A 16515-nucleotide genomic window follows, 5' to 3' on the forward strand; every position below is an offset into this window, starting at 1 on the left:
AGCACCGTCGGTGGACGGACGCCCTGCCCGGATCCGGTTGTTTCACGTGAAACGGACGTGCGGCTCGAGGCCTTCCTGTCGCTGTTCCTGCGCTGGAACAGCCGGATCAATCTTGCGGCCGAGAGGGATGGTCCCGCGATTCGCCAGCGTCACGTGGTGGACAGCCTGCAGATCCTCGGCCTCCTACCTCCGGGCAATCTGCCGGCTGCCGACCTAGGCACGGGCGGCGGTTTCCCGGGTCTCGTCCTGGCCATCGCGCAGCCGGAACGCCCTTGGCACCTCGTGGAATCGGACCGGCGCAAGGCGGCCTTCCTGACGAGCGCGGCCGCAGAACTCAGCCTCCGGCAGGTCTGGGTGCATGCAGAGCGGATCGAAACCGTCGCGCTGCCGCCGGTCGCCGTCGTGACGGCGCGCGCCCTGGCTCCCTTGCCGGATCTCCTGGCGTATGCCGCCCGCCTCCTCGCCCCCGACGGAGTCGCCATTCTTCCCAAGGGGCGAACGGCCGAGGCTGAATTGACCGCCGCCGCCCCGGACTGGACAATGCAGGTGGAGCGTTTCGCGAGCCGGACCGATCCGGACGCCACCCTCCTTCGCCTCTCCGGAATCCGACGTGCCGGGCCCTGAACGCCCCCCCAAGAAGCCGTCCCGCCGCATCGCCGTTGCCAATCAGAAGGGCGGCGTCGGCAAGACGACGACCGCCATCAACCTCGCGACCGCCCTCGCGACCACGAAGCGCGTGCTGCTCCTGGACCTCGACCCTCAGGGCAATGCCTCGACAGGCCTTGGCCTGCCGCGCGCCGATCGGGGCGCCGGATCGTACGCCATGCTCGTCGAAGGTCGCCCCCTCAGCACGCTGCTCGTGCCCACGAAGGTCCCGGGGCTCGACGTGCTGACGGCCGACAACAACCTGGCCGGCGCCGAAATCGAGCTGGTGGACATGGCGGATCGCGAACGTCGGCTGAAGGACGCACTGACGAAGGAACCGGAGGTCGTCGCCCGCTACGACTACGTCCTGATGGACTGCCCGCCCTCGCTCGGCCTGCTGACCCTCAACGCCCTCGTCGCTGCCCAGTCCGTCCTCGTGCCCCTCCAGACCGAGTTCTTCGCGCTCGAGGGCATCTCCCAGATGACGCGCACGGTGGACCGGGTGCGCCGCGCCCTGAACCCGGACCTTTCCCTCGACGGCATCGTGCTGACGATGTTTGACCGCCGGAACAACCTGTCCGAGATGGTCGCGCGCGACGTCCGTGCCTTCTTCAAGGATCGCGTCTTCGAGACGGTGGTGCCTCGGAGCGTCCGCGTGTCCGAGGCGCCCTCCCACGGCCTGCCCGTGCTGCTCTACGACGTGAAGTCGCCGGGGGCGCAGGCCTATATCCAACTCGCGGCGGAACTGCTCCGGCGGGACCGCGCGCGCGCCAAGGCGACAGCCGCATGAGCAAGAAACCACGCGGCCTCGGCATGGGCCTCTCCGCCCTCCTCGGCGACGGTCCCGCCGAGACCAGCGCCGCCGCGCCACAGGTGCTTCCGATCGAAGCCCTGCAGCCCGGACCCTACCAGGCCCGCGGGCCCATGGACCCAGACAGCCTCCGCGAACTGGCGGATTCCATCCGGGAGCACGGCATCCTCCAGCCCATCCTCGTCCGCCCCAGCCCTGGCGCGGGCGGGACCTACGAGATCGTCGGGGGAGAGCGCCGCTGGCGCGCGGCCCAGATGGCCCGCTTGCATGAAGTCCCGGTCGTCGTGCGGGACCTCGACGACCGCGCTGCCATGGCAGCCGGCCTTGTCGAGAACCTCCAGCGCGAGGACCTGAACGCCCTGGAGGAAGCCGAGGGCTACCGGCGCCTGATGGAGGAGTTCGGCCTGAAGGCAGAAGGCCTCGGCGACGCAGTAGGCAAATCCCGCTCCCACGTCGCGAACACGCTGCGCCTGCTGAACCTTCCGCCGAAAGTGCGGGACATGCTGGGTCGCGGTTCCCTCACCGCCGGCCATGCCCGCGCCCTGCTGACGGCCGAGGACCCGGTCCGCCTCGCCGACCTCGTCGTCACCCGCGGGCTCAACGTCCGCCAGACCGAGGCCCTGGCCGCCAGCGCCGGCGCTGCTCGCGAGCGCCGGGCCCAGGACCCGGAGACGCGGGCCCTCGCGAAGGAACTCTCCGAACACCTGGGTCTCCGCATCGCCATCGAGCACCGGGGACGGGCGGGGAAGGTTACGATCGCCTACCGCGACCTCGACCAGCTGGACGGAGTCATCCGGCTGTTGCGGGGCTGACGGGCCACCCCGTGTTCCCGCGCCGTTCGCTCCTCGCGGCCACGCTGGCCGGCTGCGCCGGGCCCTTGCCGGACGGGCCGGCGGCGGAAACCGGGGACGGCCGTGACCTGCTCGCCCGCGCTGCAGCGGCGCATGGGATGGGCGACTTCCACGCCGTCCGTGCGGTCCGTGTCTCCTACGACGGGACCTGGGCGCCGCTCATCGACCGCCTGCAACCCGCTCTCGTGGACCTCGGCCACCGCGGCGCGTCGGAGGAGCGGATCGCCCCCACGGAAGGCCTCGTCACCCAATCCTACCGCGGTCCCGAAGGTCGGAAGGACGTCGAGCGGCACTGGACCCCGTCCCCGCCAGGAAGCGTGAGCGTCCGCTTCGACGGCCGCGAGGCGACCGACGCCGAACGCCGCGCGGCCGCCGCCCTCGTCGCCGACGGCTATGCCCTCTTCCTCCTCGGCCCCCTCCTGCTCGCTGGACCGTGGCGCACGGCCCGGTCCGTGGTCGCGGAACGGACGGGCGCCGAGGATATCACCGTCGGTGGCCAGCCCCAGGCCTGCGACACCCTCCGCGTCCGCATCACGCCGGGCCTCGGCCTCTCCCCGTCGGAGCGGCTGCTCCTCTACCTCGGCCGATCCGACGGTCTGATGCGGCGCGTCCGCTTCTCGCTGGATGGCCTCGAATCCACCCGCGGCGCCGTGGCCGAGGTGGATGCGTGGGAACATCGCAGGGTGGCCGGCCTGCGCCTTCCCACCCGCTTCCAGGAACGGCTCCTCCGCCCGCTCCAGATGCCGGTGCATGACTGGTGGGCCACCGACCTCGCGGTCGATACGGCCTGACGCTCCGTCGCGTCAGCGGCCGCGCAGCAGGCCGAGCGGCCGCAGCACCTCCGCCATCCGGCCGATCTCGACCGGGATGGACGCTGCGAAGGCGGCCGGCGTGCTGCCCACGACGACGAGCCCCAGATCCTCCAGCCGGGTCCTGGTGGCGGGTTCGGCCAGCACGGCCGCGACGTCCTCCCCGATCCGCCTGACGATATCCGGCGGCGTGCGGCCCGGCGCGATCAGGCCGAACCAGGCCACGGCCTCGAAGCCGGGAAAGCCGGACTCCGCGATCGTCGGGATGTCCGGCAAGGACGGAAGGCGTTCGGCGGAGGTGGCGGCGATGGCCCGCACCTCTCCGCTCCGCACCCGCGGAACGGTCCCCGCGCCGCTTCCCATCATGACCTGCACGCGTCCGGCGAGCAGGTCGGCGAACATCGTCCCCTCGTTCGCGTAGGGCACGGCGACGATGTCCAGGCCTGCCGCCTGCTTCAGCATCTCCATGCCAAGGTGGGAGGAGAACCCGATGCCCGGATGCGCGTAGCTCAATTGTCCCGGCCGCGCCTTCGCCAGCGCGACCAATTCCGCCAGGTTCGTCGCGGGTACCGATGGATGGACAACCAGCAGGTTGCGGGTGCGGACCAGCAGGCTGATCGGCGCGAGGTCGCGCATCGGATCGTAGGGCGGCGGCGGGTCCATGCTGACCCGGACGACCATCGCGCCGTCCCCCGTCAGCCCAATTACATGCCCGTCCGGCACCGCGCGCGCCACGCGGTCCACACCGAGCGTGGCCGCGGCGCCCGGCACGTTCTGCACGACGACCGGCTGTCCCCAGAGCACCGCCAGCCGCTCGGCCAGCAGCCGCCCGATCACGTCCGGCGCCGCCCCGGCACCGAAGGGAATGACGAGGGTAACCGGCCTTTCCGGCCATCCCGCGGCGAAGACGGGCTAGGACAGAGCCGCCCCGGTCAGGCCGAAGAGGGTGCGTCGGGACATCGGGTCCTCCGGTCGAAGGCGCCCTGTCCGGGTTGGGCAGGGCGCCACGACGCTATCGACCGCTCACGCCCCGGTTGAATTCACGTCGGCGTGTGTGAATGCCTTGGGCCCGCGTGGAAGGATGGCGATCCGCAGGCCCCAGGCCACCTCGCGGGCGCCGGCACACGGGGCCAGGACCTCCCCCAGCCCGCGTTCCTGCTACCCGCGGCGCGACAAGGCGGCGGACTGACGGGCGATGGTCAGCACGGCGTTGCGGGCGATGGCACCGTCCGGGATGGGACGCCCGGTGCCGCCGGACTTCACGGCCTTCTCGGCTTCCAGCAGGCGCTCCATGACGGTGGCCAGCGCGTCCGCCCGCCACAGGCGCAGCGCCCGGTCAAAGACGCCCTTCCAGCGGAAGAAGACCGGCGGCTGCAACGCGCCCGTGCCCGCGATGGAGGCCAGGTGCAGGCGCTGGACGTGCCGGAGCAGGGCCCGGAGGACCTGCACGGGGTGCGCGCCCTCCGCCATCGCAACCTCCAGCGCGCGGTCGGCCGTGGCGATGTCGCCGGCGGTCGCGGCGTAGATCGCCTCGTCCAGTTCCAGTGCGCTGCCGTCGCCGATGCAGGCCAGCACATCCTCCTCGGCCAGCCGGCCGCCGGGACCGGCGTAGAGGATCAGCTTCTCCATCTCCCGGCGCATGGCCCCGCGATCCTCGCCGAGCCGCGTGGAAAGCCAGGACACGGCGGCAGGTTCGGCCGTGACGCCCCCCTCCTTCAGCAGGGCGGCGATGGTGGCGACGAGGTCGGCCCCACGCTCGCGGTAGCAGGGGATGGCGACCGCGTCCTTGTGCCCCTCCACCATCACCCGGAGCTTGGAGCGTTTGGTGAGGTCGGCGGCTTCGAGGAGGATGAGCGCCTCGCCCGGCCCGTCCAGGGCCTCCTGCAACGGTGCCGTGACGGCATCCGTCGCGTCCCGCACGCGCACGATGCGCCGCCCGCCTGTGAGCGCGAGCGCCGCTGCCTCCCCGGCCAGGACCCCGCGCTGGACAACCGCCTCCCGCGGCAGGTCGGCGAGCCGGAACGGATCGGCCTCCGGCACCACGGCAGCCTGCAGGGCGTCGGCGCGTTCCCGCGCCAAGCCCGCATCCTCCCCGAAGAGGAGGACGGCGCGCACGGGACCCGGGGCCTTCAGGAAGGCCGGGAGGCGCTTCGCGTCGAGGCGGGCCATGGGCTCAGCGGGCCGGGGCCCGGCTCGGCGCAGCTGGCCCCGTCCCGCCGGGCTGCCGCCGACGCATGGTCAGCCCCGCGCCTGCAGGGCAAGGGTCAGGCGCTCCGTCAGGTCCCGCGCGATCTGCTCCACCAGGCGACGATCGGCCGCGGAGGCGGACTGGACGGCCGCGAAGAACTGCTGGTCCGGGATGTTGTAGGCGTCGAAGGCCGTCACGCTGCCCGTGGCGACGGGCACCGGCGGCACGGCCATCGTGCTGAGCGTGAAGGGCACCGTGTAGGTGGAGCGGACGCGGGAGGGGCTGCCATCCCGCCGGAAGCCCTGGAGGTCCGCGGCCGGCAGGATGGAGACGGTCAGGACGTAGCGTGCCTCGGCCGCGCCGGCGCGAGCCTGGAAGCGCCGCTCCAGCTCCTGCCGGAGGAGCTGGCCGCGACGCTCGGGGATGGGCGCGATCCGGATGGCCGCGAGTTCGGCGGCGGCCGGGACGTCGTTCTCCGGCGCGTAGAGCGGGCGGAAGCCGCAGCCGGACAGGGCCAGGAGCCCCCCAACGCGGCGCGGCGCGGCAAACGGTCAGACAACGAAGTTCACCACGCGCCCGGGGACGTAGATGCGCTTGCGGATGGGCTTGCCACCGATCGCGCGCCCCACGTTCTCCTCCGCTTCGGCCGCCGCCAGCACCGTGGCCTCGTCCGCGTCGGCCGCGACCGTGACGGTGCCGCGCAGCTTGCCGAGGACCTGCACGGCGATCGTCACCGTCTCCGCGGCGAGGAGCGCCGGATCGGCCTCGGGCCAGGGCAGTTCGGCCACCAGCCTGCCGTCGGACGGCTCCAGGCGGGACCACAACTCCTCCGCCAGGTGCGGCATCATCGGTGCGATCAGGCGCACGAGGATCCCGCAGGCCTCCCGCCGGGCGGCGGCGGAGGCGGTGCGTGCGTCCTCGATGCTGTTCGCGAGCTCACGCAGCCGCGCGACGGCGACGTTGAAGGCGAAGGTCTCCAGCGCCGTCGTGACGGCTGCGATGGCGCGGTGCGCGGCGGAGCGGACGGCGCGGTCGCCGGAGCCGTCGCCCAGCGCCTCCCCCCACGATGCGCCATACCCGCTGGACGAAGCGGTGCGCGCCGGCGACGCCGGATTCCGACCATTCCATGTCCCGCTCCGGCGGGTTGTCGGAAAGGATGAACCAGCGCGCGGTGTCCGCGCCGTAGCGGCCGATGATGGCGCCGGGGTCCACGGTATTGCGCTTGGACTTCGACATCGCCTCGACACGGCCGACCGTCACCGGCTCGTTCGTGCCGCGGACGACGGCCACGCCATCGGGGCGCCTTTCCACTTCCTCGGGATACAGCCAGCGGCCATCCATGCCCTTGTAGGATTCGTGCTGGACCATGCCCTGCGTGAACAGGCCGGCGAAGGGTTCGGCCAGTTGCAGGTGGCCGGTCGCCGACATCGCGCGGGTGAAGAAGCGGGAATAGAGCAGGTGCAGGATCGCGTGCTCGATCCCGCCGATATACTGGTCCACCGGCAGCCAGCCATCGGCCGCCGCGCGCGTCACCGGATCGGCCGCGCGCGGGGAGCAGAAGCGGGCGAAGTACCAGGAACTGTCCACGAAGGTGTCGCAGGTGTCCGTCTCGCGCCGCGCGGCGGCGCCGCAGGACGGGCAGGCCACGTGCTTCCAGGTCGGGTGGTGGTCCAGCGGATTGCCGGGGCGCGAGAAGTCCACGTCCTCCGGCAGCCGGATCGGCAGGGAGTCGCGCGGTGCGGGGACGACGCCGCAGGCTTCGCAGTGGATCACAGGGATCGGGCAGCCCCAGTAGCGCTGGCGCGAGACGCCCCAGTCGCGGAGCCGCCAGTTCACGACGCCGGTGCCCATGCCCTTGGCCTCCAGCGCCTCGATCACCCGGCGTTTGGCGGTGGATACATCAAGGCCGTCGAGGAAGCCGGAGTTGAAGATCGTTCCGTCATCCGTGAAGGCCTCGTCCGCCACGGCGAAAGCCGCGGGATCGGTGCCGCGCGGCAGGACAACGGGCGTGACGGTCAGGTCGTACTTCCGCGCGAAATCCAGGTCGCGCTGGTCATGCGCCGGGCAGCCGAAGATCGCGCCGGTGCCGTATTCCATCAGCACGAAGTTCGCGATCCAGACGGGGAAGGTCGCGCCTTCGATGAAGGGATGGGCGACGCGGAAGCCGGTGTCGTAGCCCCGCTTCTCCGCCTGCTCGATCGCGGCCTCGCTCGTCCCCATCGCGCGGCATTCAGCGATGAAGGCGGCGGCCCCCGGGTCGCGCGCCGCGGCGGCCTGCGCGATCGGGTGTTCCGCCGCGACGGCGAGGAAGGACATGCCGTAGAGCGTGTCGGGGCGGGTGGTGAAGACCTCCACCTCCCGCGCGCCGTCCACGGCTTCCGTCAGCGCGAAGCGGACGCGCGCGCCCTCGCTGCGGCCGATCCAGTTGGCCTGCATCGTCCTCACGCGCTCCGGCCAGCGGTCCAGCGTGCCGAGCGCGTCCAGCAAGTCCTGCGCGTACTTCGTGATCGAGAAGAACCACTGCGACAGCAGGCGCTTCTCGACCGGGGCGCCGGAGCGCCAGCCGCGGCCATCGATCACCTGCTCGTTCGCCAGGACCGTGCCGTCCACGGGGTCCCAGTTCACCCAGGACTCCTTCCGCTCGACGAGGCCGGCCTCCAGCATGTCGAGGAACAGCGCCTGCTGCTGGCCATAGTATTCGGGGTCGCAGGTCGCGAATTCCCGGGACCAGTCGAGCGCCAGCCCCATGCGCTTCAGCTCGGCGCGCATGTTCGCGATGTTGTCGTAGGTCCACTTCCCCGGGTGGATGCCGCGCTCCCGCGCCGCATTCTCGGCGGGGAGGCCGAAGGCGTCCCAGCCCATCGGGTGCATCACCAGGTGGCCGCGGGCGCGCTTGTAGCGGGCCAGCACGTCGCCCAGCGTGTAGTTGCGCACGTGCCCCATGTGGATCTTCCCCGACGGGTAGGGGAACATCTCCAGCACGTAGTAGGGCCGCGACCCCTCCGGCGGCACGTCGGGCACGGAGAAGAGCGCGCGCCGATCCCACTCCGCCTGCCAGCGCGGCTCGGCGGCAGCGAAATCGTAGCGCTGGGTCTCGTTCGGGCGGGGCGGTGAGTCGGTCATGCGTGCTGCGGTCAGGACGCGTCGTGAATAGGACCGCGCGGCTTCCGCTGCAAATGCGCCGTCCGCACTCCGGCATGTCGTCACGCGCCGAGGCCATGCTGCCGTCGGCGGCGGCCAACCCGCGCCGGCCACGCGCGAGCCGGAGCGGATGGCCACGAAGCGGGCAGCACCGCGCCATTCACGGGACCCATCACGCCCCTCGGTTCCAGATTATTGAACTGTCGGCGCTGACCACCCTTATGCTCCCTCAGTTCCAAAGGAGCGAACCATGACCGATTCTCTACAGGGCAAGACGGCGCTTGTGACCGGCGGCTCCCGCGGCATCGGGCGCGCCATCGCGCGGCGGCTGGCGGCGGCGGGGGCGGCGGTTGCGGTCGGCTACGGAAGCCGCGCGGCAGAGGCGGAGGCCGTCATCGGCGAACTTCGCGCGGGCGGCACGGACGCGGTCGCGATCGGCGCGGATCTCGCCGAGGGTCAGCCGGCGGTGGACGGCCTGATATCCGCGCTGGACGGCTGGCTCGCGGGCCGGCCGCTCGACATCCTCGTCAACAATGCGGGCATTGCCGTCTTCGCGTCGCTCGAGGAGACGGACCAGGCGCTGCTCGACCGCCACATCGCCGTGAACATCCGCGCACCCTACCTGCTGACCCGCGCGGCGGTGGCGCGGATGGGCGAGGGCGGCCGCGTCGTGAACCTGTCCTCCGTCGTCGCGTCCCGGAACTTCGTGGGCATCAGCGCCTACGCCGCGACGAAGGGCTTCGTGGACACGATGACCCTGCAACTCGCGCAGGAACTCGGACCGCGCGGCATCACCGTGAACGCGGTCGCGCCGGGCGCGATCGACACGGAGATGTCGGCCTGGCTGCGCAGCGAGACCGGGCCGGCCACCGTCGCGGCCATCCAGGCGCTGTCCGGCATCGGCAAGCCGGAGGACGTGGCGGAGGTCGTGGCCTTCCTCGCCTCGCCGGCCGCGCGATGGGTCACCGGGCAGGTGGTACAGGCGGGCGGCGGCACGAAGCTCTGACGCGCGCCAGGTGCGGGCCACGCACGTCGCGTTCCCTTCGCCGTCGCGCGACGGCGAAGGGAACGCGGCGCTGCCGCGACGCCGCGGCTCAGGCCACGTCGAGGTAGAAGGGACGCTGCTTGTAGTGGTCGTAGACGCGCCGGCCCTCGGTGTCCGACAGGTCCGCGGCCGCGCTCGGCTCGTAGTGCGGCGCGCCCTCAAGCTCCTCCCGCGTCAGGCCGACGACGTAGCCGCCCAGGCGCGGTTCGTAGGTCAGGACGGACCAGGGCAGGGGGTGGTGGCGTTCGCCAAGGCCAAGGAAGCCGCCGAAGGACATGACGGCGAAGGCGACCTGGCCCGAGCGCTTGTCGATCATCACGTCCTCGACCGTGCCGAGGCGGTTGTCGTTCCGGTCATAGACCGCCGTGCCCTGGACGCGATGGGCGGAGATCAGACGCCGGTCGCTGTCCGCGCTGACGGCGAGGTTGGCGGAAACGGGGGTGGGATCGATCGTGGTCATGAGCGGCCTCCTGTCCCCGACAAACGCCCGGGCAGGTCCGGGGTTCGCGGGGCACCGGTCGCTCGCCAGCCATCCGCCGGTCGGGCCTGTGTCGATCGGGGCTGTGCCGATCGGGGCTGTGCAAGTCGGTCCTTCGCCGGTCCCAGGCGAGCCGCTCAGGCCTTCGACGGCGGCCGGGGCGGACCATCGGCATAGGCCGCCAGGATGTCGCGGATCGCGCGGTTGTACGGCGTCGGCACGCCGTGCAGATGACCGAGGTCCACGACCGTGCCAGAGAGCCAGGGCAGCTCCAGCCGGCGCCCGGCCTCCAGGTCCTCGTGCATCGTGGAGGTCATGCCCGGCGGGACGGTGTCGGCGCGCCGGAGCGCCCCTTCCACCGCATCGTCGGGCAGCGCGACGCCTGCCGCGCGGGCGACGGCGACGACCTCCGCGATCACGTCCCGCAGGAAGGCACGCGTGCGCGGGTTCTCGCGGATGGGCCCGATCGGCAGGCGCATGGCGGCCGTGGTGCCGGAATGGCCGACGAGGAAGGTGAACTTCTGCCAGATGGCGACGCGGATGTCCGGCGCGTGCTCCACCGCCACGCCGGCGCGCGCGGTGGCGTCGAGCAGCGCGGCGACGCGATCGGTCCGCGTGCCGTCGTATTCGCCGAGGACGAGGCGCTGCAACGGGCCGGTCTGGCCGATGACGCCGGGGCGGAGGATGCGCGTCGAGACGTAGGTGACGCCGCCCATCACCGCTTCGGTGCCGAAGATGACGCGCAGCACGTCGTCCTTCGTCACGCCGTTCTGGAGCGAGAGAATCGCGGTGCCGGGCCGCATCACCGGACGCAGCGCGGCTATCGCCGCCGCCGTGTCCGGCAGCTTTACGCCGAGGAGGACGAGGTCCGGCTGCGGCAGCCGCGCCGGATCGTCCGAGACGACCGGCTCCGTCAGGTGGATCGGGGGCGGTCGCCGTCGCGCTCGATCGTCAGGCCGCCCTCGCGCATCGCGGCGAGGTGCGGGCCCCGCGCCACGAAGGACACCTCGGCCGTGCCGGAGGCGGCGAGGAGGGCCCCGTAGAAGCCACCGACGCCACCCGACCCGAAGCAGAGCAGGCGGAGAGGGCGGGTCACGATGTCGCTTCGTCGGTCCAGGCTGCCGGGGGAGCCTGCGTCACCCCGTTACGGGTGGCAAGCCGTGGCGGCCGGTTCCGCGTCAGTACGCCGTAAGCCTGGCCCGGTCGGGGAAGGCGTTGACGACGCGGAGGCAGACGCGCGGCGCATTCGCGTCCCAAAGGTTCTTCTCGCCCCAGGTCCCGCCGCAGAGGGTGAAGATGAACTCCATGGCGTCGGCCGATTCCGTCAGCGTGCAGCGTTGTCCGGCCCGGGCGAGCCAGCCCGGCCCGATGCAGCCCTCCCACCAGCTCGGCGTCTCCCCGTAATGGACGAGGATGCTCTGGTGGGGTGCCGAGGCCCAGGGATTGATGACGCGCTTGCCCGGGTTCTTGGCGCGCCGCTTGACCTCGGCGTCGTACTCCTCGTCGGTCTTGAACTTCTTGCGGTCGGGTGGACCGGGTCGCCACCAGTACATGACGGCCCGCGTGTGGTCGCCGGCGGGAAGATGGACGTAGTCCAGCCCGGTCGGGCTGTACCGTTCCAGGGTGTCGAAGGCATAGCCACCTACCGTCATCGTACCGACGAGGGCCCGGGCGCTGTTCTGGTTCTCGTTCTCCCGGACATAGGTCGTGCCGCGCTCGTAGGTCACCCTGGTGCTGCTCACGCCCGGCCTCCGTGACGTCTCTCCCGAGGCGGAACGTTACGGATCAGGAGGAGCCGCGGCTAGCGGAGAGGGAGGCCACGGCGGGAGAGCGGTTCAGGAAAGCATGCGCGCGGGGCAGCGCGTCGTGCCGGAACTGGCGGGGCTCCCGCAGCCAGAGCCCCCCATAGGTGCGGGACAGGGCTTCCGAGACGAGGATGGCGGGCGGAAGCGGGACGAGCGTCGCGTCCCATCCCGGCCACCAGCGCCGCGCCTTCGCCCAGGTGTGGCGCAGGAACGCCTCGCGCTCCGCCAGGCCGTGATAGTCGAAGATCAGGCCCGGGCCGGCCGCGACGATGTGGTTGCCGGTGTACCCGGCGGCGGGCTTCAGCCAGAGGGCCTGCCACGTCCCCGTGCCGACGCGTTCGAGGAATGCATGAGTCAGGACGTGGCACGCACCGCAGGCGAAGAAGACGCGATCCGGCAAGGCCCATCGCCTCGCCGGATCGCGCTTCACTTCGCCGGGCACGCGATACACGGGCGCCTCAGCGCCCGAGGCCGTCCCAGAACTCGCGCACCTTGGAGAAGAAGCCCTCGCTCTCCGGCGAGGTCTTCTCGTTCTTCTCGGCCTCCGCCTCGAACTGCTCCAGCAACTCGCGCTGGCGTGCGGTCAGGCTCTGCGGGGTCTCGACGGAGACCTGGACGTACATGTCGCCCCGCACCGCGGAGCGCAGGACGGAGAAGCCCTTCCCGCGCAGGCGGAACTGGTCGCCGGCCTGCGTGCCCGCGGGAATGGTGACGCGCGCCCGCCCGCCGTCGATGGACGGCACGTCCACATTCCCGCCAAGGGCGGCCTGCGTCATCCGCAGCGGTACCTTGACGAAGATGTTGTTGCCGTCGCGGATGAAGAGCGGGTGCTGGCGTATCCCGACATCCACGTAGAGGTCGCCGGACGGCGCGCCGCGCATGCCAGCCTCGCCCTCGCCGGCAAGCCGGATGCGCGTGCCGTCCTCCACGCCCGCGGGGATCGTCACGTTCAGGTTGCGGTCGCGCTGCACGCGCCCGGCGCCCGCGCAGACCTTGCAAGGGTTCTTCACGATGCGCCCGGTGCCGGAGCAGGTGGGGCAGGTGCGCTCCACGAGGAAGAAGCCCTGTTGGGCCCGGACCTTCCCCTGGCCCTTGCAGGTGCCGCAGGTCTCGCTGTTCGCCTTGCCGCCATCCGCGCCGCTGCCGCTGCACGCCTCGCAGGACACGGCCGTCGGCACGCGGATCGTGGTCTTCGTGCCGGCGAAGGCCTCTTCCAGCGAGATGACGACTTCCGTCCGCAGGTCCGCGCCGCGACCGGTAGCCTGGCCCCGCCCGCGGCGGCCGCCGAGGTCGCCGAACATCTGCTCGAAGATGTCTTCGAAGGGCGAACCGGCGCCGCCGAAGGGATTGCCGCCCGGGCCGCCGCCCCCGCCGCCTTCGAAGGCCGCGTGGCCGTAGCGGTCATAGGCCGCCCGCTTCTCCGCGTCCTTCAGGACGTCGTAGGCCTCGTTGATCTCCTTGAACTGGGCTTCCGCGGTCTTGTCGCCCGGGTTGCGGTCCGGGTGGTACTGCATCGCGAGCTTGCGGAAGGCCTTCTTGAGCGCGTCCTCGTTCGCGTCGCGGGCGACGCCGAGGACCTCGTAGTAGTCACGCTTGGCCATGATGTGTCTCGCCTCAGCGAGGGACGGCAGGCAGGGACGCCCGGCGCCGCGTGTGCGGTGCCGGGCGCTCCATGCGCGTGCCTACCCTCAGCCCTTCTTGGGGCCAGAGGATCCAGGACCGCCGGGCTTGTTCAGGTCCTCGAACTCCGCGTCCACGACCTTCCCGCCCGCCTGACCGCCGGGGCCGGCATTCGCGCCACCGGCCGCGCCCGCATCGCCGCCGGCGGACGGACCCGCCGCCTGCGCCGCCTCGGCCTGCGCCTTGTAGAGGGCCTCGCCCATCTTCATGGCCGCGGTCTGCAGGCGTTCGGTCGCCGACTTGATCGCGTCCACGTCGCCGCCTTCCAGCACCGAGCGGGCGTTCGCCAGCGCGCCCTCGACCTCCCCCTTGTCGGCGTCGGAGAGCTTGTCCCCGGCCTCCTTCAGGGTCTTGTCGGTGGAGTGCACGGCGGCTTCCAGCGCGTTGCGGGTCTCGACCTGCTCACGGCGGCGCCGGTCGGCCTCGGCGTTCGCCTCGGCCTCCTTCACCATCCGCTCGATATCGGCGTCCGACAGGCCGGAGCGGGCCTGAATCTTGATCTGCTGCTCCTTGCCCGTCGCCTTGTCCTTCGCCGAGACGGAGACGATGCCGTTCGCGTCGATGTCGAAGGTCACCTCGATCTGCGGCACGCCGCGCGGCGCCCCCGGGATGCCCGTGAGGTCGAAATTGCCGAGGAGCTTGTTGTCCGCGGCCATCTCGCGCTCGCCCTGGAAGACCTTGATCGTCACCGCCGTCTGGTTGTCGTCGGCGGTCGAGAAGGTCTGGGACTTGCGGGTCGGGATCGTCGTGTTGCGGTCGATCAGGCGCGTGAACACGCCGCCCAGCGTCTCGATGCCGAGCGACAGCGGGGTGACGTCGAGGAGGAGGACGTCCTTGACCTCGCCCTTCAGGACCGCGCCCTGGATCGCGGCGCCGATCGCGACGACCTCGTCCGGGTTCACGTTGCGGGCAGGCTCCTTGCCGAAGAAGCCCTTCACCGCCTCGATCACCTTGGGCATGCGCGTCATGCCGCCGACGAGGATGACCTCGTCGATCTCGCCGGCCGCGAGGCCCGCATCCTTCAGCGCATTGCGGCAGGGCTCCAGCGTGCGCTGGATCAGGTCGTCCACGAGGGACTCCAGCTTCGCGCGCGACAGCTGCAGCACCAGGTGCTTCGGCCCGGAGGCGTCGGCCGTGATGAAGGGCAGGTTGATCTCGGTCTGCTTGGAGGAGGACAGCTCGATCTTGGCCTTCTCCGCCGCCTCCTTCAGGCGCTGGAGCGCGAGCTTGTCGGAGCGCAGGTCGATGCCGTTCTCGCGCTTGAACTCGTCCGCGAGGTAGTCGATCACCCGCTGGTCGAAGTCCTCACCGCCGAGGAAGGTGTCGCCGTTCGTGGACTTCACCTCGAAGACGCCGTCGCCGATCTCGAGCACGGAGACGTCGAAGGTGCCGCCGCCGAGGTCGTAGACCGCGATGGTCCCGCCGTTCTTCTTGTCCATGCCGTAGGCCAGCGCCGCGGCCGTCGGCTCATTGATGATGCGCAGCACGTCGAGGCCGGCGATGCGTCCGGCTTCCTTGGTCGCCTGGCGCTGGGCGTCGTTGAAGTAGGCGGGGACCGTGACGACGGCCTGGGTCACCTTCTCGCCGAGATAGGCCTCGGCGGTCTCCTTCATCTTGCCGAGGACGTAGGCGGAGACCTGCTGCGGCGCCATCTTCTCGCCGCGCGACTCCACCCAGGCGTCGCCGTTGTCGGCCCGCACGATGTTGAAGGCGGCGAGGCCCTTCTCCTTCTGCACCATCGTGTCGTCGAAGCGGCGGCCGATGAGACGCTTGACCGCGTAGAGCGTGTCGGTGGGGTTCGTGACCGCCTGGCGCTTGGCGGACTGTCCGACGAGGCGTTCGCCGTTCTTCGCGAAGGCGACCATGGAGGGGGTGGTGCGCGCGCCCTCCGCGTTCTCGATCACCTTGGTGTCGCCGCCTTCCATGATGGCGACGCAGGAATTGGTGGTGCCGAGGTCGATTCCGATGACCTTGCTCATCCGTATGCTCTCCTTTCGGCGGTCCCCGCTGCGGCCCTGAGTGCGGCGCCGTGGGTGGGGACCCCATTCTTCAGATCGGATGGGGATGCGGGCATAGGTCGCCCGCCGCCCTGCATGTATTCAGGCGCGTCCGCGCCGACAAGGCCTGGGCCGGACTTGAGCCAGGAGCGACGCGGTGATGGAGGAGGGGCTGCGAGAGGACATCGTCCCCGTGGACTATGCAGCGGGGGCGGGGATCCCCTGGTGGGGCAAGGTCGCAGCGAAGCTTGCGGTCGCCGCCCTGCGCCTGCCGCACGCCACCCTGCGCCGGGTCGGCGTCAACCGCCACTCCTTCGTCGCCGACGCCGAGGGCCGCTTGCTGCACGAGCCGAGGGCCCGCGTGGCGCGTTTCGCGGCCCTGCGGGGACGCCCGCCGCGGGGGTGCTGGAACTCGGCCCGGGGCGGCTCGTCACCCGCGCGCCAGCCTATGCCGCGCTGGGTTGCGGCCCGGTCTGGTTCGCGGACGTGGAGGACGATGCGCCCGGCGACCCCGCGGCCTATGCCCGCGTCGCCGATCTGGCCCGCGCCGCCGGCCTGCCCGCCCCCTCCATCGCCGCGGCGCGGACCCGGGAGGAGGCTCTGGCGGCCTGCGGGGCGCGCCTGCTTCTCGGTGGGACGGAGGTACTCGCGGCCATCCCCGACGGGTCGGTGGACCTCGTCATCTCGGACGTCGTGCTGGAACATGTCCGGCGCGACGCGTTGGCGGGGCTGCTGTCCGAGCTGCGGCGCATCTCCTCGCCCGAGGCGCTCGGCACCCACGCGGTGGACTTTCACGACCATGTCGGCGGGGCGCTGAACACGCTGCGCTTCCCGCCATGGTTCTGGGACGGCGGGTTGGGGGCGCGCAGCGGCCTGTACGTGAACCGACTCGGCCTCTCCGCGATCGAGGCCGCCTTCTCGGCGGCGGGCTTCGCGACGCGGCCGGTGGAGGTGCGCCGCTGGCCCGCGCCGCCGCCCGGGGCCGCCGCGGCCCATCCCGCGATCCGGCGTCGGGCGGAGGACGACCTCGTCGCCTTCGCCCGGCTGGAGGCGACGCCCCTTTAG

General features: G+C 71.7%; 16 protein-coding genes and 1 pseudogene. 6 read left to right on the forward strand and 11 right to left on the reverse strand.

The window, feature by feature from the left end; all coding sequences use genetic code 11:
• Window positions 1–57: 57 nt before the first annotated feature.
• Genes rsmG through ACE7GA_RS08535 form a run of 4 tightly spaced genes read left to right on the forward strand, consistent with a single transcriptional unit; the run spans window position 58 to window position 3098 of the window.
• A complete protein-coding gene (gene rsmG, locus ACE7GA_RS08520) occupies window positions 58–624 on the forward strand; it encodes a 16S rRNA (guanine(527)-N(7))-methyltransferase RsmG (RefSeq protein ID WP_376098382.1) in 567 nt (188 codons plus the stop codon).
• A complete protein-coding gene (locus ACE7GA_RS08525) occupies window positions 611–1435 on the forward strand; it encodes a ParA family protein (RefSeq protein ID WP_376098385.1) in 825 nt (274 codons plus the stop codon). The genes rsmG and ACE7GA_RS08525 overlap by 14 nt, the downstream gene beginning before the upstream one ends.
• The gene (locus ACE7GA_RS08530) at window positions 1432–2268 is read left to right on the forward strand and encodes a ParB/RepB/Spo0J family partition protein (RefSeq protein ID WP_376098388.1); all 837 of its coding nucleotides are present in this window, start codon (window positions 1432–1434) and stop codon (window positions 2266–2268) included. Before ACE7GA_RS08525 ends, ACE7GA_RS08530 begins: the two co-directional genes overlap by 4 nt.
• An 11-nt stretch (window positions 2269–2279) precedes the next feature.
• A complete protein-coding gene (locus ACE7GA_RS08535; RefSeq protein WP_376098391.1) occupies window positions 2280–3098 on the forward strand; it encodes a hypothetical protein in 819 nt (272 codons plus the stop codon).
• 12 nt (window positions 3099–3110) lie between these two features.
• Here the strand turns inward: ACE7GA_RS08535 and ACE7GA_RS08540 are convergent, their stop codons facing one another.
• The 4 genes and pseudogenes from ACE7GA_RS08540 to leuS all read right to left on the reverse strand — a co-directional run bounded on the left by ACE7GA_RS08540 (window position 3111) and on the right by leuS (window position 8427).
• On the reverse strand, window positions 3111–3953 hold the full coding sequence (locus tag ACE7GA_RS08540; RefSeq protein WP_376098394.1) for a Bug family tripartite tricarboxylate transporter substrate binding protein: 843 nt from the start codon (window positions 3951–3953) through the stop codon (window positions 3111–3113).
• A gap of 321 nt (window positions 3954–4274) precedes the next feature.
• Window positions 4275–5285: a DNA polymerase III subunit delta gene (gene holA, locus ACE7GA_RS08545; protein ID WP_376098397.1), complete on the reverse strand. Its 1011-nt coding sequence runs from the start codon at window positions 5283–5285 to the stop codon at window positions 4275–4277.
• A 69-nt stretch (window positions 5286–5354) separates the two neighbouring features.
• Window positions 5355–5822, reverse strand: a complete 468-nt coding sequence (lptE, locus tag ACE7GA_RS08550) for an LPS assembly lipoprotein LptE (protein ID WP_376100175.1) — start codon at window positions 5820–5822, stop codon at window positions 5355–5357.
• Window positions 5823–5855: 33 nt separating this feature from the next.
• A pseudogene (gene leuS, locus ACE7GA_RS08555) lies at window positions 5856–8427 on the reverse strand (leucine--tRNA ligase).
• A gap of 268 nt (window positions 8428–8695) precedes the next feature.
• Here leuS and ACE7GA_RS08560 point away from each other — a divergent pair.
• The gene (locus ACE7GA_RS08560; RefSeq protein ID WP_376098400.1) at window positions 8696–9451 is read left to right on the forward strand and encodes an SDR family oxidoreductase; all 756 of its coding nucleotides are present in this window, start codon (window positions 8696–8698) and stop codon (window positions 9449–9451) included.
• An 88-nt stretch (window positions 9452–9539) separates the two neighbouring features.
• Here ACE7GA_RS08560 and ACE7GA_RS08565 read toward each other — a convergent pair whose 3' ends face one another.
• The 7 genes from ACE7GA_RS08565 to dnaK all read right to left on the reverse strand — a co-directional run bounded on the left by ACE7GA_RS08565 (window position 9540) and on the right by dnaK (window position 15432).
• Window positions 9540–9950 carry a PRC-barrel domain-containing protein gene (locus ACE7GA_RS08565; RefSeq protein WP_376098403.1) on the reverse strand — a complete coding sequence of 137 codons (411 nt, stop codon included), beginning with the start codon at window positions 9948–9950 and terminating at the stop codon, window positions 9540–9542.
• Between the two features lie 155 nt (window positions 9951–10105).
• Complete coding sequence (locus tag ACE7GA_RS08570; protein ID WP_376100177.1) at window positions 10106–10891, reverse strand: ketopantoate reductase family protein; 786 nt, start codon at window positions 10889–10891, stop codon at window positions 10106–10108.
• Entirely contained in the window at window positions 10882–11064 is a 183-nt protein-coding gene (locus ACE7GA_RS08575) for a 2-dehydropantoate 2-reductase N-terminal domain-containing protein (RefSeq protein ID WP_376098406.1), read from the reverse strand. Before ACE7GA_RS08575 ends, ACE7GA_RS08570 begins: the two co-directional genes overlap by 10 nt.
• 82 nt (window positions 11065–11146) lie before the next feature.
• The gene (locus ACE7GA_RS08580; RefSeq protein ID WP_376098410.1) at window positions 11147–11710 is read right to left on the reverse strand and encodes a hypothetical protein; all 564 of its coding nucleotides are present in this window, start codon (window positions 11708–11710) and stop codon (window positions 11147–11149) included.
• Between the two features lie 43 nt (window positions 11711–11753).
• Window positions 11754–12224 (reverse strand): hypothetical protein, encoded by a 471-nt coding sequence (locus ACE7GA_RS08585; RefSeq protein WP_376098413.1) that lies wholly within the window; start codon window positions 12222–12224, stop codon window positions 11754–11756.
• Window positions 12225–12231: 7 nt separating this feature from the next.
• Complete coding sequence (gene dnaJ / locus ACE7GA_RS08590; RefSeq protein WP_376100179.1) at window positions 12232–13377, reverse strand: molecular chaperone DnaJ; 1146 nt, start codon at window positions 13375–13377, stop codon at window positions 12232–12234.
• An 84-nt stretch (window positions 13378–13461) separates the two neighbouring features.
• Complete coding sequence (gene dnaK, locus ACE7GA_RS08595; RefSeq protein ID WP_376098416.1) at window positions 13462–15432, reverse strand: molecular chaperone DnaK; 1971 nt, start codon at window positions 15430–15432, stop codon at window positions 13462–13464.
• Window positions 15433–15852: 420 nt separating this feature from the next.
• On the opposite strand from dnaK, the gene ACE7GA_RS08600 reads away from it, so the two are divergent.
• Complete coding sequence (locus tag ACE7GA_RS08600; protein WP_376098419.1) at window positions 15853–16515, forward strand: methyltransferase domain-containing protein; 663 nt, start codon at window positions 15853–15855, stop codon at window positions 16513–16515.

Origin of the sequence: Roseomonas sp. CCTCC AB2023176 (assembly GCF_042259275.1) — a bacterium.
In the GTDB taxonomy this organism is placed as follows: Bacteria; Pseudomonadota; Alphaproteobacteria; order Acetobacterales; family Acetobacteraceae; genus Roseomonas.